The following is a 15,761-nucleotide window of genomic DNA, read 5'->3' as shown; positions in this document are numbered from 1 at the left end:
CGCACCGTTTCGCACCACCATGAGACTCAAGGCAAAGATCTTCCTTCTGGCCATCGTGCCGTTCCTGCTCGCGATCGCCGGCATCGGCTTCGGCGTGCGCCAGCAGGCGACGTCGCTCGCACGCACGCAGCACGCGACGATCCAGGCCGCATACCTGTCGAGCAAGGAAGTCGAGCTGAAACACTACGTCGAGCTCGCGACGAGCGCGATCATGCCGATCTACGACGCGAGCGGCCGCAATGGGCGCGACGACGCGCTGCTGCGCACGCAGGCGCTCGCGGTGCTGCAGAAGATGGATTTCGGGCCCGACGGCTATTTCTTCGTCTACGACCTGCACGGCAATTCGCTGATGCATCCGCGCGAGCCCGAGCGCGTCGGCCACAACTTCTGGTCGATGCGCGACCCGCAAGGCGCGCTGACCATCCAGAAGCTGATCGGCGCGGCGTCGCAGGGCGGCGGCTACGTGCGCTATGCATGGCAGCGGCCGTCGACGGGCCGCGTCGCGCCGAAGCTCGGCTACGTCGTCGCGCTCGAGCGCTGGGGCTGGATGGTCGGCACCGGCATCTATCTCGACGACGTCGACAACGCGCTGCAGCGCATCGACGCACGGGCGTCCGCGAACATCGAGCGCACGATGAGCTGGCTCACCGCGATCGCGCTCACCGGCGCGGCGGCGATCGCCGTATGCGCGCTGGTGCTGAACGTCAGCGAGTCGCGCAGCGCCGACGCGAAGCTCAAGCTGCTCGCGCAACGCGTCGTCGAGTCGCAGGAGCAGGAGCGCGCGCGGCTGTCGCGCGAACTGCACGACGGGATCAGCCAGATGATGGTGTCCGCGAAGCTGATGCTCGAATCCGCGCTCGCGCGCTTCGAACGCGGCACGTCGCGCGTGCCCGAAGCCGAGCAGGCGCTCGCGTCGGGCGTCGGGCGGCTCGGCGACACGCTGCGCGAAGTCCGGCGCATCTCGCATGCGCTGCGTCCGTCGATGCTCGACGATCTCGGCCTCGCGGCCGCGCTCGAGCAACTCGTGCGCGAGCTGGGCGCCGAAAGCGGCGTCGACATCGGCTATACGCAGGTCGCGCACAGCGGCACGCGGCCGCTGCCCGAAGCCGTCAATACCGCGCTGTTCCGGATCGCGCAGGAAGCGCTGAGCAACATCGTGCATCATGCCCGGGCGTCGCGCGCGGCCGTCACGCTCGACGTCGGCGCGCAAGCCGTCACGCTGACGATCGCCGACAACGGCTGCGGCTTCGACGCCGAACGCTCGCAGGCCGACGCACGCCGCGGCATCGGCCTGCGCAACATGCGCGAGCGCCTCGACGCGCTCGGCGGCACGCTGTCGATCACGTCGCAGGTCGGCCACACCGTCGTGGCCGCGCGCGTGCCGCTGCGGCGCGCCGCCGCCTGAACACGCGCCCCCCAACCCGAGACCTTTGCCCATGAGCACCCCCGACACCGCCCGGCCCGCCGCCCGACTGCTGCTCGTCGACGATCACCCGCTCGTGCGCGACGGCTTGCGGATGCGGCTCGAAGCGGCCGACCTGTCGGTGGTCGGCGAAGCCGGCAACGCGGACGAGGCGCTCGCGCTCGCCGCATCGCTCGAACCCGATCTCGCGCTGATGGACGTCGGGATGAACGGCATGAACGGCATCACGCTCGCCGGCGTGTTCCATGAGCGTTTTCCGGGCATTCGCGTGCTGATGCTGTCGATGCACGACAACGTCGAGTACGTGACGCAGGCGGTGCGCGCCGGCGCGAGCGGCTACCTGCTGAAGGATTCGCCCGCGAGCGAGATCGTCCGTGCGATCGGCGCGGTGCTGGCCGGGCAGACGTTCTTCAGCGAAGGGCTGGCCGCGCGGATGATCCAGGCCAGCGCGACCGCGTCGCCGCTGGACCGGTTGACGCCGCGCGAACGCGATATTCTCGACGCGCTTGCCGAAGGGCTGTCGAGCAAGCAGATCGCGCAACAGACGGGGCTGTCGGTGCGCACGGTCGAGACGCACCGACTCAACCTGAAACGCAAGCTGGAGATCGAAGGGCAGGCCGAGCTGATCAAGTTCGCGGTCGAGCATCGACGGCGGTAGGCGCGAACGCGTGCGCAGTCCACGCGCCGCCATGAAAAAAGGCGCCCGAGGGCGCCTTCCATGCATCCGGACCCCGCGCAGCGGCGCTCAGTTCGTCCGCGAATTGTGCTTCTGCAGATACGCGATCAGCCCGTCGATCCCGCCCGTCGCGAGCTGGCTCTTGAACTGGCCCTGGTAGACCTGGATCAGCCACGCACCCGACATGTCGATGTCGTAGATCTTCCAGTCGTTGCCGACCTTGCCGAGACGATAGCCGACCGACTGGCTGTCGCCCGGCGTCGTCACCGTCGACTGGACGAGCGCGTCGGCGCCCGACGCGCCGCCGGCCTTGAACGAGAACTTCGCGTCCTGGTTGCCGAGCTGCGCGAGCGACGCGGCGTAGGTGCGCGTCATCAGCAACCGGAACTGCTTGTACAGCTCCTGCTGCTGTTGCGGCGTGGCCTGCTTCCACGCGTCGCCCACCGCGATGCGGGTCGTGCGCTCGAAGTTGGTCGCGGGCAGGAAGCGCTGCTCGACGACCTGCGTGACCTTCGCCATGTCACCGCCACGCGCGGCCGGATCGGCCTTCATCGCATTGACGGTGCCCTCGACCGCGGTGCGGACGATATCGACCGGCGCGCTCTGCGCGAAAGCGGAAACCGACACGGCGGCCGCCGCGACGAAAGCAAACAGATGACGTTTCATACGAATTTCGCACTCGATGGAAAAAAACGGCCGGCACTTTGCATCCGCCGGTGGAGCAAAGTATACCGGCCCCGACGCCGCATTGCCGCCCGGTGACCGACTGTTACCTTTCAGCGGCGTTTGTCACAGGCGCGCAGCGGGGCGCCGACGCATCGGCGCGCGGATTATGTAAATATCCCCATACAAATGAACCGGCCGCGCGATCCGATTGCAACGCTCGGAGCAAATATCCTTCCCGCCCCGAATCTCCGCGACGTCACGACCGTCGCCACGCCGCGCCGGTATACTTGGCTACTTTGCCCTAGCCAGCCGCTCCCCACCGCCACATGGTGACATCTCTCATCGTCCGACTCGTTGCGTGGTCGGTGCGCCGCCCCGTCTGGGTCGTCGTCCTGTCGCTCGTAATCGCCGCCTTCAGCGGCGTCTACGTCGCGCAGCATTTCAAGATCAACACCGACATCAGCAAGCTCGTCGATGCGGAGCCTCAATGGGCCGCGCTCGGGCAGGCCGTCGACAAGGCGTTCCCGCAACGCAACGGCACGATCCTCGCGGTCGTCGAGGCGCCCGCGCCTGAATTCGCGACCGCCGCCGCGCATGCGCTGACCGAAGCGCTGCAGAAGGACGCCGACGCCGGCCGCATCGGCCAGGTCGCCGAACCGGGCGGCGGGCCGTTCTTCGAGCACAACGGGCTGCTGTTCCTGTCGACGCAGGACGTCTCCGATACGACCGCGCAACTCGCGAGCGCGCGCCCGCTCGTCAATGAACTCGCGAAGAACCCGAGCCTCACCGGGCTCGCCACCACGCTGTCCACCACGCTCGGCCAGCCGCTCCTGACCGGCCAGGTGAAGCTGCCCGCGATGGCGAAGCTGCTCGCGCGCAGCGCGGCGACGGTCGACGACGTGCTGGCCGGCAAGCCGGCCGCGTTCTCGTGGCGCGCGCTGGTCGACAACGATGCCGCGCGGCAGCCCGCGCGCGCGTTCGTCACCGTGCAGCCGGTGGTCAACTACGGCGCGCTGAAGGCCGGCGCGGCAACGAGCCAGGTGATCCGCGACGCGGCCCGTTCGCTCGACCTCGAAAAGCGCTACGGCGCGGCCGTGCGCCTGACCGGCGAACAACCGCTCGCCGACGACGAATTCGCGTCGGTCGAAGACGGTGCCGCGCTCAACGGCGCGCTCACGCTGCTCGCCGTGCTCGTCATCCTGTGGCTTGCGCTGCGCTCGAAGCGGATGATCGGCTCGGTGCTCGTCACGCTGTTCGTCGGCCTCGTCGTGACGGCCGCGCTCGGCCTCGCAATGGTCGGCTCGCTGAACATGATCTCGGTTGCGTTCATGGTGCTGTTCGTCGGCCTCGGCGTCGACTTCTCGATCCAGTACGGCGTGAAATACCGCGAGGAACGCTTCCGCGACTCGCGCATCGATCACGCGCTGATCGGCGCCGCGCACTCGATGGGCATGCCGCTCGCGCTGGCCACCGCGGCCGTCGCGGCGAGCTTCTTCTCGTTCATCCCCACCGCCTATCGCGGCGTATCCGAGCTCGGCCTGATCGCGGGCGTCGGGATGTTCGTCGCACTGCTGACCACGCTCACGCTGCTGCCGGCGTTGCTGCGCCTGTTCGCGCCGCCGGGCGAATCGAAGACGCCGGGCTTTCCGTGGCTCGCGCCGGTCGACGATTACCTCGATCGCCATCGCAAGCCGATCCTGATCGGCACGCTCGCGGTCGTGATCGGCGGGCTGCCACTGCTCGCGTTCCTGCATTTCGACTTCAACCCGCTGCACCTGAAGGACCCGCACAGCGAATCGATGGCGACGCTGCTCGCGCTGAAGGATTCGCCGGAAGCCGCCGTCAACGACGTCACGCTGCTCGCGCCGTCGCTCGCGCAAGCCGATGCGGCCGCGAAGCGCCTCGACGCGCTGCCCGAAGTCGGCCGCACGACCACGCTGTCGACCTTCATCCCCGCCGACCAGCCGGCCAAGCGCGCGGCGATCGCCGCGGCCGCGAGCGAGCTGCTGCCCGCGCTGACGCAGCCGGCCGCGCCGGCCGCGACCGACGCGCAACGCGTGGCCGCGCTCAAGCGCGTGTCCGACCTGCTGAGCTATGCGGCCGAAGATCACCCCGGCCCGGGCGCCGCGGCTGCGCAGCACCTGTCCGCATCGCTCGCGAAGCTCGCCGCCGCCGACAGCGCGACGCGCGACCGTGCCGAACGTGCGTTCTCCGATACGCTGCGCATCGCGCTCAACCAGCTCGCGTCGCTGCTGCAGCCGCAGGACATCACGCGCGAATCGCTGCCGCCGCCAGTCGTGCGCGACTGGGTCGCGCCGGACGGCCACGCGCTCGTGCAGATCTCGCCGAAGGTGCCGAAGGGCGTCGACCCGAACGACGACACGATGCTGCGCCGTTTCGCCAAGGCCGTGAAGGCCGCGGAACCGGGCGCGACCGGCGGGCCGATCTCGATCCTGCATTCGGCCGACACGATCATCAACGCGTTCCTGCACGCGGCGCTGTGGTCGATCATCGCGATCACGATCCTGCTGTGGGTCACGCTGCGCCGCTTCGGCGACGTGCTGCGCACGCTGGTGCCGCTGCTCGTGTCGGGCATCGTGACGCTCGAGATGTGCGTCGTGCTCGGCATGTCGCTGAACTTCGCGAACATCATCGCGCTGCCGCTGATGCTCGGCGTCGGCGTCGCGTTCAAGGTGTATTTCGTGATGGCGTGGCGCGCGGGGCAGACGGGGCTGCTGCATTCGAGCCTCACGCACGCCGTGCTGTTCAGCGCCGCGACGACGGCGACCGCCTTCGGCAGCCTGTGGCTGTCGCACCATCCGGGCACCTCGAGCATGGGCAAGCTGCTCGCGCTGGCCCTGACCTGTACGCTGATCGGCGCCGTGGTGTTCCAGCCCGTCCTGATGGGCAAACCGCGCGTCAAACGCGCCAAGAACCAATCGCAAGGAATCAATGAATAAGGTGCGAATCATTGCGGCGACCGTCGCCGCCAGCGCGATGCTGACCGGCTGCGCGACGGGACCGAACCGCAATCCCAACGACCCGCTCGAGCCGATGAACCGGGCGATGTACAAGTTCAACGACACGGTCGATTCGAACATCGCGGTGCCGATCGCGAAGGGTTACCAGAAGATCACGCCGACGCCGGTGCGCACCGCGATCAGCAACTTCTTCTCGAACCTCGGCGATCTCGGCAACATGGCGAACAACCTGCTGCAGTTGCGCATCACCGATGCGACGCAGGATCTGATGCGCGTGGCGATGAACTCGCTGTTCGGCGTCGCCGGCCTGATCGACATCGCGACGCCGGCCGGGCTGCCGAAGCATCACCAGGATTTCGGGCTGACGATGGCGCGCTGGGGCATGCCGTCGGGCCCGTACCTCGTGCTGCCCGTGTTCGGGCCGAGCACGATTCGCGACGGCGTCGGCCGCGCGGTGGACGTGCGCTTCAACCTGCTGAACTACATCGAGCCGGCCGCGCGCAATCCGATGTACATCGCGCAGTTCATCAGCGCGCGCTCGGACCTGCTCGGCGCGACCGACCTGCTGAAGCAGGCCGCGCTCGATCCGTATTCGTTCGTGCGCGACGCGTATCTGCAGCAGCGCAAGTCGTTGACGTACCGGAGCCAGTCGGCGTCGGCCGCGCTGCCGAGCTACAACGAACCGGGTGAATCGGGTGCCGTGCCGGCGGCCGCGCCGGGCGTGCCGGGGCTGCCGAACTACGAGGATCCGGGCGACGCGGGCGGCGCATCGGGCGCCGCGCCGAACAACGCACCCGCCGCGCCGGGATTGCCGCAGTACGACGATCCGGGTGCGGACAACGCGATGCCCGCGAGCGCACCGGCTGCCGCACCGGCTGCCGCTTCGGCCGGAGCGACGACGGCGCCGGCCGCCAACGGCGCGCCGATCGCGCCGGCGATGCCGACGCTGCCCGCGAGCAGCCCGGCCGCGCAGTAACGCCGCAACGGCGGCCGCGCAAAAGCAAAGAGCGCTGCATCATGCAGCGCTCTTTTTTTGTCCGCGCGAAACGGCGAACCGGAAAGCGGGGAGAGGGGCAGCGGCGCGTGCCGCTCAGACGATCCGCATCGCGCCCGCCCGCTCGAACGCGTGCCGCGCCTGGATCAGGGTCGTGCGCGCCGCGCGCGCGTCGCTGGCGACCTGCAGCAGCGGGCCGAGCTGCGACGGCTGCTTCAGCAGTTCGCGCAGGATCGGCAGGATCGCCGTGCTGCCGTCGTCGCGCAGGCCGGCCGTTGCCGCACGCGGCAGCGTGCGCCACGCCGGATCGACGATCGCGCGGCACACGGCGAACGGCACGCCGCGCGCGGCCGCGAAGGCGGCGGCGATGTGCGACTCCATGTCGACGGCCAGGGCGCCCTTCGCGTGATGCAGCGACGCCTTGTCCTGTTCGCTGACGACCGGCGCCCCGACGGCCGCGATCGTGCCGCGCGTGACGCGCGCCCACACCGGCGTGTCGTGCAGCGCGGCGACGAGCCGCGTGCTCCAGCCCGCATCGGTCTCCACGTGGCCGAACGGCCCGTCGATCGCGCTCGCGATCACGAGCGCGCCGGGCGCCAGATCCGGCGCGAGCCCGCCCGCGGTGCCGAAGCTGACGATGCCCGCACAACCGCGCGCGGTCGCATCGATCAGCGCGCGCTCGAGCCGGTCGGCCCGCGCGGCGAACACGGCCTCGACGCCGTCGCCGCGCGCGATGCGCGCCTCGAACGCCATCCCCGTCACCGCGATGACGGGCAATGCGCCGTTGTGCCGTGACAGGCCCACGCGTTACATCCCGACCGTGACGCGTGTCGCGTTCGCGCGCTTCAGGCTGCGATAGCGCGCGAGCGCCCACAGCGGGAAGAACTTGCGATAGCCGTGGTAGCGCAGGTAGAACACGCGCGGAAAGCCCGTCGCCGTGAAGCGCGTCTCGTCCCACAGACCTTCTTCGTTCTGCTGCGCGACCAGGTAGTCGACCCCGCGCGCCACGGCCGGGTTGTTCACTTCGCCTGCCGCCATCAGGCCGAGCAGCGCCCAGGCCGTCTGCGACGCCGTGCTCGGCGCCTGCTCGAATCCGCGGTAGTTCAGCTTGTAGCTGTCGCCGTCCTCGCCCCAGCCGCCGTCCTTGTTCTGGATCGACAGCAGCCACTGCGCACCGCGCTTCATGCGCGGATCGTCCGGCGTCAGGCCGGCCGCGTTCAGCGAGCACAGCGCGGTCCACGTGCCGTACACGTAGTTCATCCCCCAGCGGCCGTACCAGCTGCCGTCCGGCTCCTGTTCCTTCAGCATGTAATCGAGCGCGCGGCGCGCCGGCTCGCTGTTCAGCGGCGTCTCGCCGAGCTGCGACAGCATCGACAGGCAGCGGCCCGATACGTCGGCCGTCGGCGGATCGAGCAGCGCGCCGTGATCGGAGAACGGAATGTTGTTCAGGTAGTACTGCGTGTTTTCCGGTTCGAACGCGCCCCAGCCGCCGTCGCTGCTTTGCATGCCGACGACCCATTCGCGCGCACGCGCCATCGATTCGCGGTACGTGTCCGACTGCGTGAGCTTCTGCGCGCGATCCATCGCCATCACCACCACGGCCGTATCGTCGACGTCCGGGTAGTGCGCGTTCGCGTACTGGAACGCCCAGCCGCCGGGCCGAACGTTCGGGCGGCGCGAGATCCAGTCGCCGCGCACGTCGAGAATCTGCAGCGGGCGCAGCCATTCGAGGCCGCGCAGCACGGCGGCCTCCGCACGCGCATCGCCGGTTTCGAGCAACGCATGCGCGGCGAGCGACGTGTCCCAGACCGGCGACAGGCACGGCTGGCAATACGCTTCGTCGTCGTGCACGACGAGCAGCTTCTCGACCGACTTGCGCGCGAGCGCGCGGTTCGGATGGTCTTCCGCATAGCCGAGCACGTCGTACATCATCACCGCGTTGGCCATCGCCGGATAGATCGCGCCGAGGCCATCCTCGCCGTTCAGGCGCTCGTCGACGAACGACACGGCCTGACGGATCGCGCGTTCGCGCGTATAGCTCGGGAACAGGCCGTCGACCGCGCGCAGCGCATGGTCGACCACGCGGAAGAACGCGAACCAGCCGGCGCTCTGGTGCCCCTGGCGCGGCAGCAGCCCGGCGTTGACGGGCGGATCGATGAACAGCTCGTCGATGCGCACGCCGCGCGGGTTCTTCGCGAGCGGACGCTTCGCGTTCAGCACCAGCAGCGGCACGATCACGGTGCGCGCCCAGTACGACACCTTCGACAGATGGAACGGGAACCACTGCGGCAGCAGCATGATCTCGACCGGCATCATCGGCACCGCGCGCCACGGAATCGCACCGTACAGCGCGAGCTGGATGCGCGTGAACACGTTCGACATCTCGGCGCCGCCCATCGCATGGATGGCCTTGCGCGCGCGCTGCATGTGCTCGGCGTTCTCGTCGTCGCCGATCACCTTCAGCGCGAAATACGCCTTCACGCTCGCGCTGATGTTCGGCGCGCCATCGGTGAACAGCGGCCAGCCGCCGTCGGCCTGCTGGATGCGGCGCAGATACTTGCCGATCTTCTGTTCGAGCTCGAGGTTCGGCGTCTCGCCAAGATAGTGGACGAGCAACACGTATTCGGCGGGAATCGTCGAATCGGCTTCGAGTTCGTAGACCCAGTGTCCATCCGGTTGCTGCGCGGCCAGCAGCGCGTCGGTCGCACGCGCGACAGCCGCGTCGACGTCGGCCGGCACGGCGCCGGCGGACAAGGTAGCCATTTCGGTGAGATCGTTCATCGGTCCCTCTCTTTATTGCGTCTGGAGCACGTCCGCGGCCAGCTGGCCGGAACGGATCGCGCCCTCGATCGTGGCGGGCAAACCGGTGGCAATCCAGTCGCCCGCGAGTACAAGATTGGTCCAGCGCGTACGCACGGCCGGACGTTTCATTTCCTGCGACGGCACCGCCGCAAAGCCCGCGCGCGGCTCGACCACGAGCTGCCACGCGGGGATGGTTTCCGGGTTCGCGCCGCTCACGCGCGCGACGTCTTCCCAGATGCGCCGCGCGAGCGTGTCGCGCGGCATGTCGAGCCAGCGGCCCGCATCGCGGATCGTCGCCGCGAGCAGACCGTCGCCGGTCCGCACCGCATCGACGACGCCGTTGACGACGCTCGTCTGCAGCGGAGCGCCGGCCGGCTTTTCGACCGCGAAATACGCGGTGGCGACCGCGCTGAACGTGTCGGGCGCGACGAGTTCGGGCACGAGCGGCTGCGCGACTTCGGGCGGCACGGCCAGCACGACCGCGTCGCCCGGCGCGAGATCGATGCGCTCGCCGCCGACCGACACCGCATCCACCGCATTGCCGTGCGCGCCGAATTCGAACGCGTCGAGCCGCGAATTCAGGCAGATCTGCGCGCCGCCGTACTGCAGCATCCGCAGCGCCGGTTCGACGAACGCGCTGCCGAGCCCGCGGCGCGCGACGAGCGGACGGCAACCGGGGCCGCCCGCGGCAAACGTGCCGCACAGCGCGGCGCGCGCGAGCTCGGCGCTCGCATGGCGCGGCTCGATGTTCAGCACCCCGAGGAAAAACGGTCGCAGCCAGCGATCCCACAGCACGCCGTCGCATCGCATCGTCTGCGCGAGCGAGCGGCCCGTGCGCGCGAACGCGAGCGGGGCGAGCGCGAGGTAGTCGAGCGGCGTCGTGCCCGGCGCGCGCGACGCGGCATCGAACAGCCACGACGGCCAGCGGCCGTTGCCGAAACGCAGCGTCCAGCGCTGCTGCGACGCGACGTCCACGACCGGGAATTCAGCCAGCGCGGGCCCCGCGAGCTGATCGGCCGCGCCGATCGCGCGCAGGTAGCGCTGCGTCGCGGGCTGTCCCGCGAAAACCGTGTGCAGCCCGCTGTCGAGCGTCGTGTTCAGCGTCCCGTCGAACCACGAGCGGCAGCGGCCGCCCGCGTGTGCGTGCGCGTCGTGCAGCACGATGCGCCGCCCGCGGCGTTGCAGCTCGACCGCGGCCGACAGGCCCGCGAGTCCTGCGCCGATCACGTGGACGGTTCTGGGCATCGCGTCGGTGACTCAGAACAGCGCGTAGCGCGCGGCGATCATCAGCATGCGCGCCTTCGGCTTACGCAGCGGCGCGCGCGGCGCGGCAAAGCCGCGTGCGATCGCGGCCTCGAGAATGCAGCGATACGCGCCCGACATGATGCGCGGCGCCTTCACCTGCGCACGCGGGCAGGTGTCCATCACCGCGTCGGCCTGACGGAAGTGCTCGAGCGCGCGCTCGACGAGCGTCGCGCACACGCGCGGCAGCGCCGGATCGCGCACGATCGTCGCGGGATCGGTAATCGCGATGCCTTCGCGCGCGAGCAGTTCGCGCGGCAGGTAGCACCGGTTGATCGCCGCGTCGTCGTCGATGTCGCGCAGGATGTTCGTCAGTTGCAGCGCGCGGCCGAGGTGGTGCGACAGCGTGATCCCTTCGGCTTCCGGCATCCCGAAAATCCTCACCGACAGCCGGCCGGCCGCGCTCGCCACGCGATCGCAGAAGAGGTCGAGCGTCGGCTCGTCGGGCGCGCAGATGTCTTCCGCCGCGTCCATCGCCATCCCGTCGATCATCGCGTGGAAATCGGCGCGCTGCAGGTCGAACGCGCGGATCTCGCGATCGAGCGCGGCCAGGTGGCGCGGCGGGCGGCCGGCGAAGCATGCGTCGATGTCCGCGCGCCAGCGATCGAGGCCCGCGTTACGCTCGGCGCGCGGCAGGTCGCTGTCGGCGATGTCGTCGACCGCGCGGCAAAACGCGTAGACCTGGAACATCGCCTCGCGCTGCGCGGCCGGCAGGATGCGCATCGCCAGATAGAAGGAGCTGCCCGATGTGACGGCAGCGGCGTCGGTTTCTTGTTCGTCCACGACGGAATGGGAAACGGCCAAGACGAGCTCCACGGAGACACCCACGCGGGGCGATTGAAGAAGCCATGCCCGGCTGGGATGGTCAGGGCGTCAAATGCGTGCGAGATATGCGAACGATCGACGCAGACAGGCACAAATTACCGGCCGGAAGCCGGAATTGGGCGAAAGTATAGCAATCTTTGAAGTTCGATGGCGGACACGCGCCATGTGCGGCGGGGCATCGGGCGCCACCGGGAGGCTGATACGGCCGGCCTGCGCGCACGGCCGCCCGAAAGCGCGTCAGCCGTAGACGATGTCGCGCTGCAGATCGAGCGCGATGAGCCCCATTTCGCGCGTGAGCTGCAGCATCGAGCGGCGCTCGAGGCGCGAGCCCATGAAGCTCGTCACGCGGCCGTCGGGCTCGGCGGTGAACTGGAAAACCGCGCCGCCCGTACCGAACCACGCGCCCGGCACGTCGGGCGATTCCTGCCAGTCGATCTGTTCGAACACGCGCGCGATGCCCGCGCGCACCTGGGCGCCCGGGCCGATCGGCGGCGCGACGTCGCCCAGGTCGTCGAGCGAATAGGGGCCGGGTTTATTCGGCTTCCGGTAGAAGAGATAGTCGACGTTCATGGACGCAATCGCAGGCAAAACAACAAATTAGCGCGCTTCGGCACAAATTCAAATCGGATCCGGACGAAATGTGGCCTGCGCGACACAAAGGGGCCGTTCGTTGCAGGTCGAGAAACGCGCGGCGCGATCGCGTCTCGCGGCCGGCGGGTTCGTCTAAGATGACACCTTTCTCGAAAAAAATACGGACACCATGGAGACGAACGACACCGCCACCCCGCAGCCGGATCATCCCGTTTTCGTGCTCGTGCACGGCGCGTGGCATGGCGCGTGGTGCTACGCGCACGTGGCGGCCGCGCTCGCCGCGCGCGGCTACCTGTCGATCGCGCGCGACCTGCCCGCGCATGGCATCCATGCCCGCTTTCCCGCGTCGTATCTCGCCCGGCCGCTCGACAAGGACGCGTTCGGCGCCGAGCCGTCGCCGGTCGCGAACACGACGCTCGACGACTACGCGACGCAGGTGATGCAGGCCGTCGACGACGCGTACGCGCTCGGCCGCGGCAAGGTCGTGCTGGTCGGGCACAGCATGGGCGGCCTTGCGATCACGGCGGCCGCCGAACGCGCGCCGGAGAAGATCGCGAAGCTCGTCTATCTCGCGGCCTTCATGCCCGCGTCGGGCGTGCCGGGCCTCGACTACGTGCGCGCGCCGGAAAACAAGGGCGAGCTGCTCGGCCCGCTGATGCTCGCGAGCCCGCGCGTGGCCGGTGCGCTGCGCATCGATCCGCACAGCGGCGACGCCGCCTATCGCGAACTGATGAAGCGCGCGCTGTATGAAGACGTGCCGCAGGCCGACTTCGACGCGGTCGCCAACCTGATGAGCTGCGACGTGCCGGCCACGCCGTTCGCGACCGCGATCCCGACGACCGCCGCACGCTGGGGCGCGATCGACCGTCACTACATCAAGTGCCTGCAGGATCGCGTGATCCTGCCCGCGCTGCAGCAGCGCTTCATCGACGAAGCCGACGCGCTCGCGCCCGGCAACCCGACCCACGTGCATCAGCTCGACAGCAGCCACTCGCCGTTCGTGTCGCAGCCGGCCGTGCTGGCCGGCGTGCTCGCCGACATCGCGAAAAGCTGAACGCGGCGGCGCGGTCGGTCAGTCGGACGCGACCGACCGATCGCGCCCGAGCCGCTTCGCACGATAGAGCGCGGCGTCGGCCTCGTTGACGAGCACGTCGCAGGTCAGCGCGCCGGCTTTCGCGCACGCGCCGCCGACGCTCGCCGTGACCGGCACGCTGACGCCTTCGGCATCGACCGGCACGCTGCCGATCGCCTCGCGCACCTTGTCGGCCACCCGCATCGCCTCGTCGAGATTCGTGCACGGCAGCAGCAGCGCGAATTCCTCGCCGCCGAAACGGCCGAACGTATCCTGCGCGCGCACGATCGACGCGACCCGGCGCGCCGTCTCGCGCAGCACCGCGTCGCCGGCCGCATGCCCGAAGCGGTCGTTGATCGTCTTGAAGTGGTCGAGATCGAACAGCAGCACCGACAGGTCGCCGCCGTAGCGCTGCCAGCGCGAGAATTCGTCGCCGAGGCGCGCCTCGAAGAAGCGCCGGTTCGCGATGCCGGTCAGCCCGTCGCGATTCGCGTGTTCGCGCAGCTTCGCGACCGCTTCCTCGCGCTCTCTTTGCATCACGCTCACATGCGTGACGTCCGAGATCGTCACGCACACGGCCTCGACGTCGCGGCCGCGCGTGAGCGGCATGAACGTGCAGTCCTGCTGCATGTAGTCGACGCCGCCCGTGATCGGCCGGTCGTGCTCGAAGCGGAACAGGTAGGGCCGCTGCTCCCACGAGCTGAACGCGAAGCTGCCGAGCTGAAACACGCTCTCGAGCTTGCGCGACAGCCACGCGCGCGGCAGGTCCGGAAAGCGGTCGAACAGGTTGCGGCCGATCACGTCGGCGGCCGGGATGCCGCTGTGGTCCTGCATGAAGCGGTTCCACATCAGTACGGTCATCGAACGGTCGAGCACGAACAGGCCGAAGCCGACCCGCTCGATCACGAGGTCGCTCAGCGACGGAGCGGCGGCCGTCATAGCGCGGACAGCAACGCGTCGAGCGCGTCGCCCATCAGCCGGATCGAGTCCTCGGCCATCAACATCACGAAATGCGCGCGGAACGTGTGGTCCTCGAGCCCGAAGTTCACCTCGAGCAGCAGCGCGACGCTCCACCCCAGTTCGTTCGGCTGGAAGACGTCGTCGAACGACACGTTCGCGCCGAGCAGCCCCGGCGGAAAGAACACGGGCTTGCGGCCGAGCTCGTCGAGGATCGACGCGACGCAGGCGCCCATCAGCACGTTAGCGACGTCGAACACGAGCTCGTCCGGCGTCGCCATCCCGGCGTACACGCCGTCGCCGAACGTGCGGTCGACGACCGACATGAGCCGCGCGACGCCGGCCGTGCGGCACAGCACGATCGCCTCGCCCTTGATGTCGGAACGGAAGCCCTGGCGCACGGCGGTCACGTTGTCGTGGATACCCGTCATCTCGCGCATCGCGTCGCCCGCGTCGGCCGCTTTCACGACGCGCACGCGCGGCACCGACAGCTCGATGAAGTGCCCGAGCAGCAACGCAAGCCGCGCGGCGGCGCGGCCCATTGCAAGGTTGGCGATTTCCTGCAACGCGTCGCGTTGCTCCGCCGTGAACACCGATTCAGGCATACAACCCATACTCCTTGAGAATGGGCAGCAATGCCTCCGACGTCACGGGCTTGGCAACGAATGCGATCGCGCCCAATTCGCGCACGCGTGCTTGCGCCTGCGGCTGGATATCGGCGGATACCACGATCACGAACGTGTTCAGATCTTCGTGGCGCAGTGTTTCCAGGACCTGATATCCGCTCATGTCGGGCATCGTCAGGTCCAGAAACATCACGGAAGCTTTGCCGTCACGATAGAGCGCCAAGGCCTCGCGACCATTCGCTGCATACGCGACGTCAACGTCCCAATCTCCCGGCAGCGCCTTTGTCAGAAGTTTGCGAGCGAGCAGCGAATCGTCGGCAATTACAATCGGCAAAGGCATGGGGCGATGCTGTATACGGAATGGTCTCTCTCGCGTTAACGACCGCGCGGCGCATTTCTTTAGTGCCATGCGTTTCGGGCGCGGGGCAACCGCCTTGCAGCCGCGCACGGGCGCCGCGACGCAGGTGCGCGCGACGCACCGCGCGGCAATCGCCGGCGGGCGCATGTATCTGTCATAGGGAAAGCAAGGCGCGATTCTCGGAGTAAACCGGAGGCGATGCAACTCGCCATTTTCACCATTTCGAACAGAATCGATTCGATCGCGGGCCATTCCGAAAACAGTCGCGACCATTTTCGAGATAAGTACGCAAAATTTTTCCTTGTGTACGTTTGCGCTGCCGGATTCGTCGCGTTTTCAATCTGACGGTTTCCGTCGGCTGGATTCGACGGAATCGCGTGCGTACGGCGCCGCACGGCGGGCCGCCGCAACTCGTTTATGATGGCAGGCACCTCTGCTTCACCCCGTATTCCTCGATGACGTCCGAACGGCCTGACGCCCCCCAAGCC

Annotated in this window: 14 protein-coding genes; 5 read left to right on the top strand and 9 right to left on the bottom strand. The window is 68.8% G+C overall.

All coding sequences use genetic code 11. The annotated features are described in order from the left end of the window. Positions 1-19: 19 nt before the first annotated feature. Together C4B30_RS12955 and C4B30_RS12950 are read left to right on the top strand one after the other, a co-directional pair. Positions 20-1,405 (top strand): cache domain-containing protein, encoded by a 1,386-nt coding sequence (locus C4B30_RS12955; protein WP_027781784.1) that lies wholly within the window; start codon positions 20-22, stop codon positions 1,403-1,405. A 31-nt stretch (positions 1,406-1,436) separates the two neighbouring features. Beyond that, entirely contained in the window at positions 1,437-2,081 is a 645-nt protein-coding gene (locus tag C4B30_RS12950) for a response regulator (protein ID WP_027781785.1), read from the top strand. An 87-nt stretch (positions 2,082-2,168) separates the two neighbouring features. On the opposite strand, the gene C4B30_RS12945 is transcribed toward C4B30_RS12950, so the two are convergent. Beyond that, positions 2,169-2,765, bottom strand: coding sequence for an MlaC/ttg2D family ABC transporter substrate-binding protein (locus tag C4B30_RS12945; protein ID WP_027781786.1), 597 nt, complete (start codon positions 2,763-2,765; stop codon positions 2,169-2,171). A 326-nt stretch (positions 2,766-3,091) separates the two neighbouring features. Here C4B30_RS12945 and C4B30_RS12940 point away from each other — a divergent pair, with 326 nt between their 5' ends. Together C4B30_RS12940 and C4B30_RS12935 are read left to right on the top strand one after the other, a co-directional pair. Then, positions 3,092-5,725 carry an MMPL family transporter gene (locus C4B30_RS12940; protein WP_027781787.1) on the top strand — a complete coding sequence of 878 codons (2,634 nt, stop codon included), beginning with the start codon at positions 3,092-3,094 and terminating at the stop codon, positions 5,723-5,725. Beyond that, complete coding sequence (locus C4B30_RS12935; RefSeq protein WP_027781788.1) at positions 5,718-6,722, top strand: MlaA family lipoprotein; 1,005 nt, start codon at positions 5,718-5,720, stop codon at positions 6,720-6,722. The genes C4B30_RS12940 and C4B30_RS12935 overlap by 8 nt, the downstream gene beginning before the upstream one ends. A gap of 114 nt (positions 6,723-6,836) precedes the next feature. Here the strand turns inward: C4B30_RS12935 and C4B30_RS12930 are convergent, their stop codons facing one another. The 5 genes from C4B30_RS12930 to C4B30_RS12905 all read right to left on the bottom strand — a co-directional run bounded on the left by C4B30_RS12930 (position 6,837) and on the right by C4B30_RS12905 (position 12,239). Further along, complete coding sequence (locus C4B30_RS12930; protein WP_051421306.1) at positions 6,837-7,493, bottom strand: phosphorylase; 657 nt, start codon at positions 7,491-7,493, stop codon at positions 6,837-6,839. A 54-nt stretch (positions 7,494-7,547) separates the two neighbouring features. Further along, positions 7,548-9,521, bottom strand: coding sequence for a squalene--hopene cyclase (gene shc / locus C4B30_RS12925; RefSeq protein ID WP_027781790.1), 1,974 nt, complete (start codon positions 9,519-9,521; stop codon positions 7,548-7,550). A gap of 12 nt (positions 9,522-9,533) precedes the next feature. Next, positions 9,534-10,787, bottom strand: coding sequence for a hydroxysqualene dehydroxylase HpnE (gene hpnE / locus C4B30_RS12920; RefSeq protein WP_027781791.1), 1,254 nt, complete (start codon positions 10,785-10,787; stop codon positions 9,534-9,536). Positions 10,788-10,799: 12 nt separating this feature from the next. Continuing rightward, positions 10,800-11,648 (bottom strand): presqualene diphosphate synthase HpnD, encoded by an 849-nt coding sequence (gene hpnD, locus C4B30_RS12915; RefSeq protein ID WP_105132582.1) that lies wholly within the window; start codon positions 11,646-11,648, stop codon positions 10,800-10,802. 258 nt (positions 11,649-11,906) lie between these two features. Beyond that, positions 11,907-12,239, bottom strand: a complete 333-nt coding sequence (locus C4B30_RS12905) for a hypothetical protein (RefSeq protein WP_027781793.1) — start codon at positions 12,237-12,239, stop codon at positions 11,907-11,909. Between the two features lie 190 nt (positions 12,240-12,429). Here C4B30_RS12905 and C4B30_RS12900 point away from each other — a divergent pair, with 190 nt between their 5' ends. Beyond that, positions 12,430-13,314 (top strand): alpha/beta fold hydrolase, encoded by an 885-nt coding sequence (locus C4B30_RS12900; protein WP_105132580.1) that lies wholly within the window; start codon positions 12,430-12,432, stop codon positions 13,312-13,314. An 18-nt stretch (positions 13,315-13,332) separates the two neighbouring features. Here C4B30_RS12900 and C4B30_RS12895 read toward each other — a convergent pair whose 3' ends face one another. Genes C4B30_RS12895 through C4B30_RS12885 form a run of 3 tightly spaced genes read right to left on the bottom strand, consistent with a single transcriptional unit; the run spans position 13,333 to position 15,255 of the window. Further along, complete coding sequence (locus tag C4B30_RS12895) at positions 13,333-14,271, bottom strand: GGDEF domain-containing protein (RefSeq protein WP_027781795.1); 939 nt, start codon at positions 14,269-14,271, stop codon at positions 13,333-13,335. Further along, a complete protein-coding gene (locus C4B30_RS12890) occupies positions 14,268-14,894 on the bottom strand; it encodes a chemotaxis protein CheC (RefSeq protein ID WP_027781796.1) in 627 nt (208 codons plus the stop codon). The genes C4B30_RS12895 and C4B30_RS12890 overlap by 4 nt, the downstream gene beginning before the upstream one ends. Beyond that, the gene (locus tag C4B30_RS12885) at positions 14,887-15,255 is read right to left on the bottom strand and encodes a response regulator (protein ID WP_011548759.1); all 369 of its coding nucleotides are present in this window, start codon (positions 15,253-15,255) and stop codon (positions 14,887-14,889) included. Before C4B30_RS12885 ends, C4B30_RS12890 begins: the two co-directional genes overlap by 8 nt. Between the last annotated feature and the right edge of the window lie 506 nt (positions 15,256-15,761).

It is taken from the genome of Burkholderia sp. BE12, assembly GCF_002959955.1.
In the GTDB taxonomy this organism is placed as follows: Bacteria; Pseudomonadota; Gammaproteobacteria; order Burkholderiales; family Burkholderiaceae; genus Burkholderia.
This window is presented reverse-complemented; position numbering and strand designations above follow the sequence as displayed.

Coding starts and splice junctions, on each gene's coding strand:
- C4B30_RS12945 (WP_027781786.1), bottom strand. CDS start 2,765: ATGAAACGTCATCTGTTTGCTTTCGTCGCGGCGGCCGCCGTGTCGGTT.
- hpnE (WP_027781791.1), bottom strand. CDS start 10,787: ATGCCCAGAACCGTCCACGTGATCGGCGCAGGACTCGCGGGCCTGTCG.
- C4B30_RS12885 (WP_011548759.1), bottom strand. CDS start 15,255: ATGCCTTTGCCGATTGTAATTGCCGACGATTCGCTGCTCGCTCGCAAA.
- C4B30_RS12935 (WP_027781788.1), top strand. CDS start 5,718: ATGAATAAGGTGCGAATCATTGCGGCGACCGTCGCCGCCAGCGCGATG.
- C4B30_RS12905 (WP_027781793.1), bottom strand. CDS start 12,239: ATGAACGTCGACTATCTCTTCTACCGGAAGCCGAATAAACCCGGCCCC.
- C4B30_RS12930 (WP_051421306.1), bottom strand. CDS start 7,493: ATGGCGTTCGAGGCGCGCATCGCGCGCGGCGACGGCGTCGAGGCCGTG.
- C4B30_RS12890 (WP_027781796.1), bottom strand. CDS start 14,894: ATGCCTGAATCGGTGTTCACGGCGGAGCAACGCGACGCGTTGCAGGAA.
- shc (WP_027781790.1), bottom strand. CDS start 9,521: ATGAACGATCTCACCGAAATGGCTACCTTGTCCGCCGGCGCCGTGCCG.
- C4B30_RS12940 (WP_027781787.1), top strand. CDS start 3,092: ATGGTGACATCTCTCATCGTCCGACTCGTTGCGTGGTCGGTGCGCCGC.
- C4B30_RS12900 (WP_105132580.1), top strand. CDS start 12,430: ATGGAGACGAACGACACCGCCACCCCGCAGCCGGATCATCCCGTTTTC.
- C4B30_RS12895 (WP_027781795.1), bottom strand. CDS start 14,271: ATGACGGCCGCCGCTCCGTCGCTGAGCGACCTCGTGATCGAGCGGGTC.
- C4B30_RS12955 (WP_027781784.1), top strand. CDS start 20: ATGAGACTCAAGGCAAAGATCTTCCTTCTGGCCATCGTGCCGTTCCTG.
- C4B30_RS12950 (WP_027781785.1), top strand. CDS start 1,437: ATGAGCACCCCCGACACCGCCCGGCCCGCCGCCCGACTGCTGCTCGTC.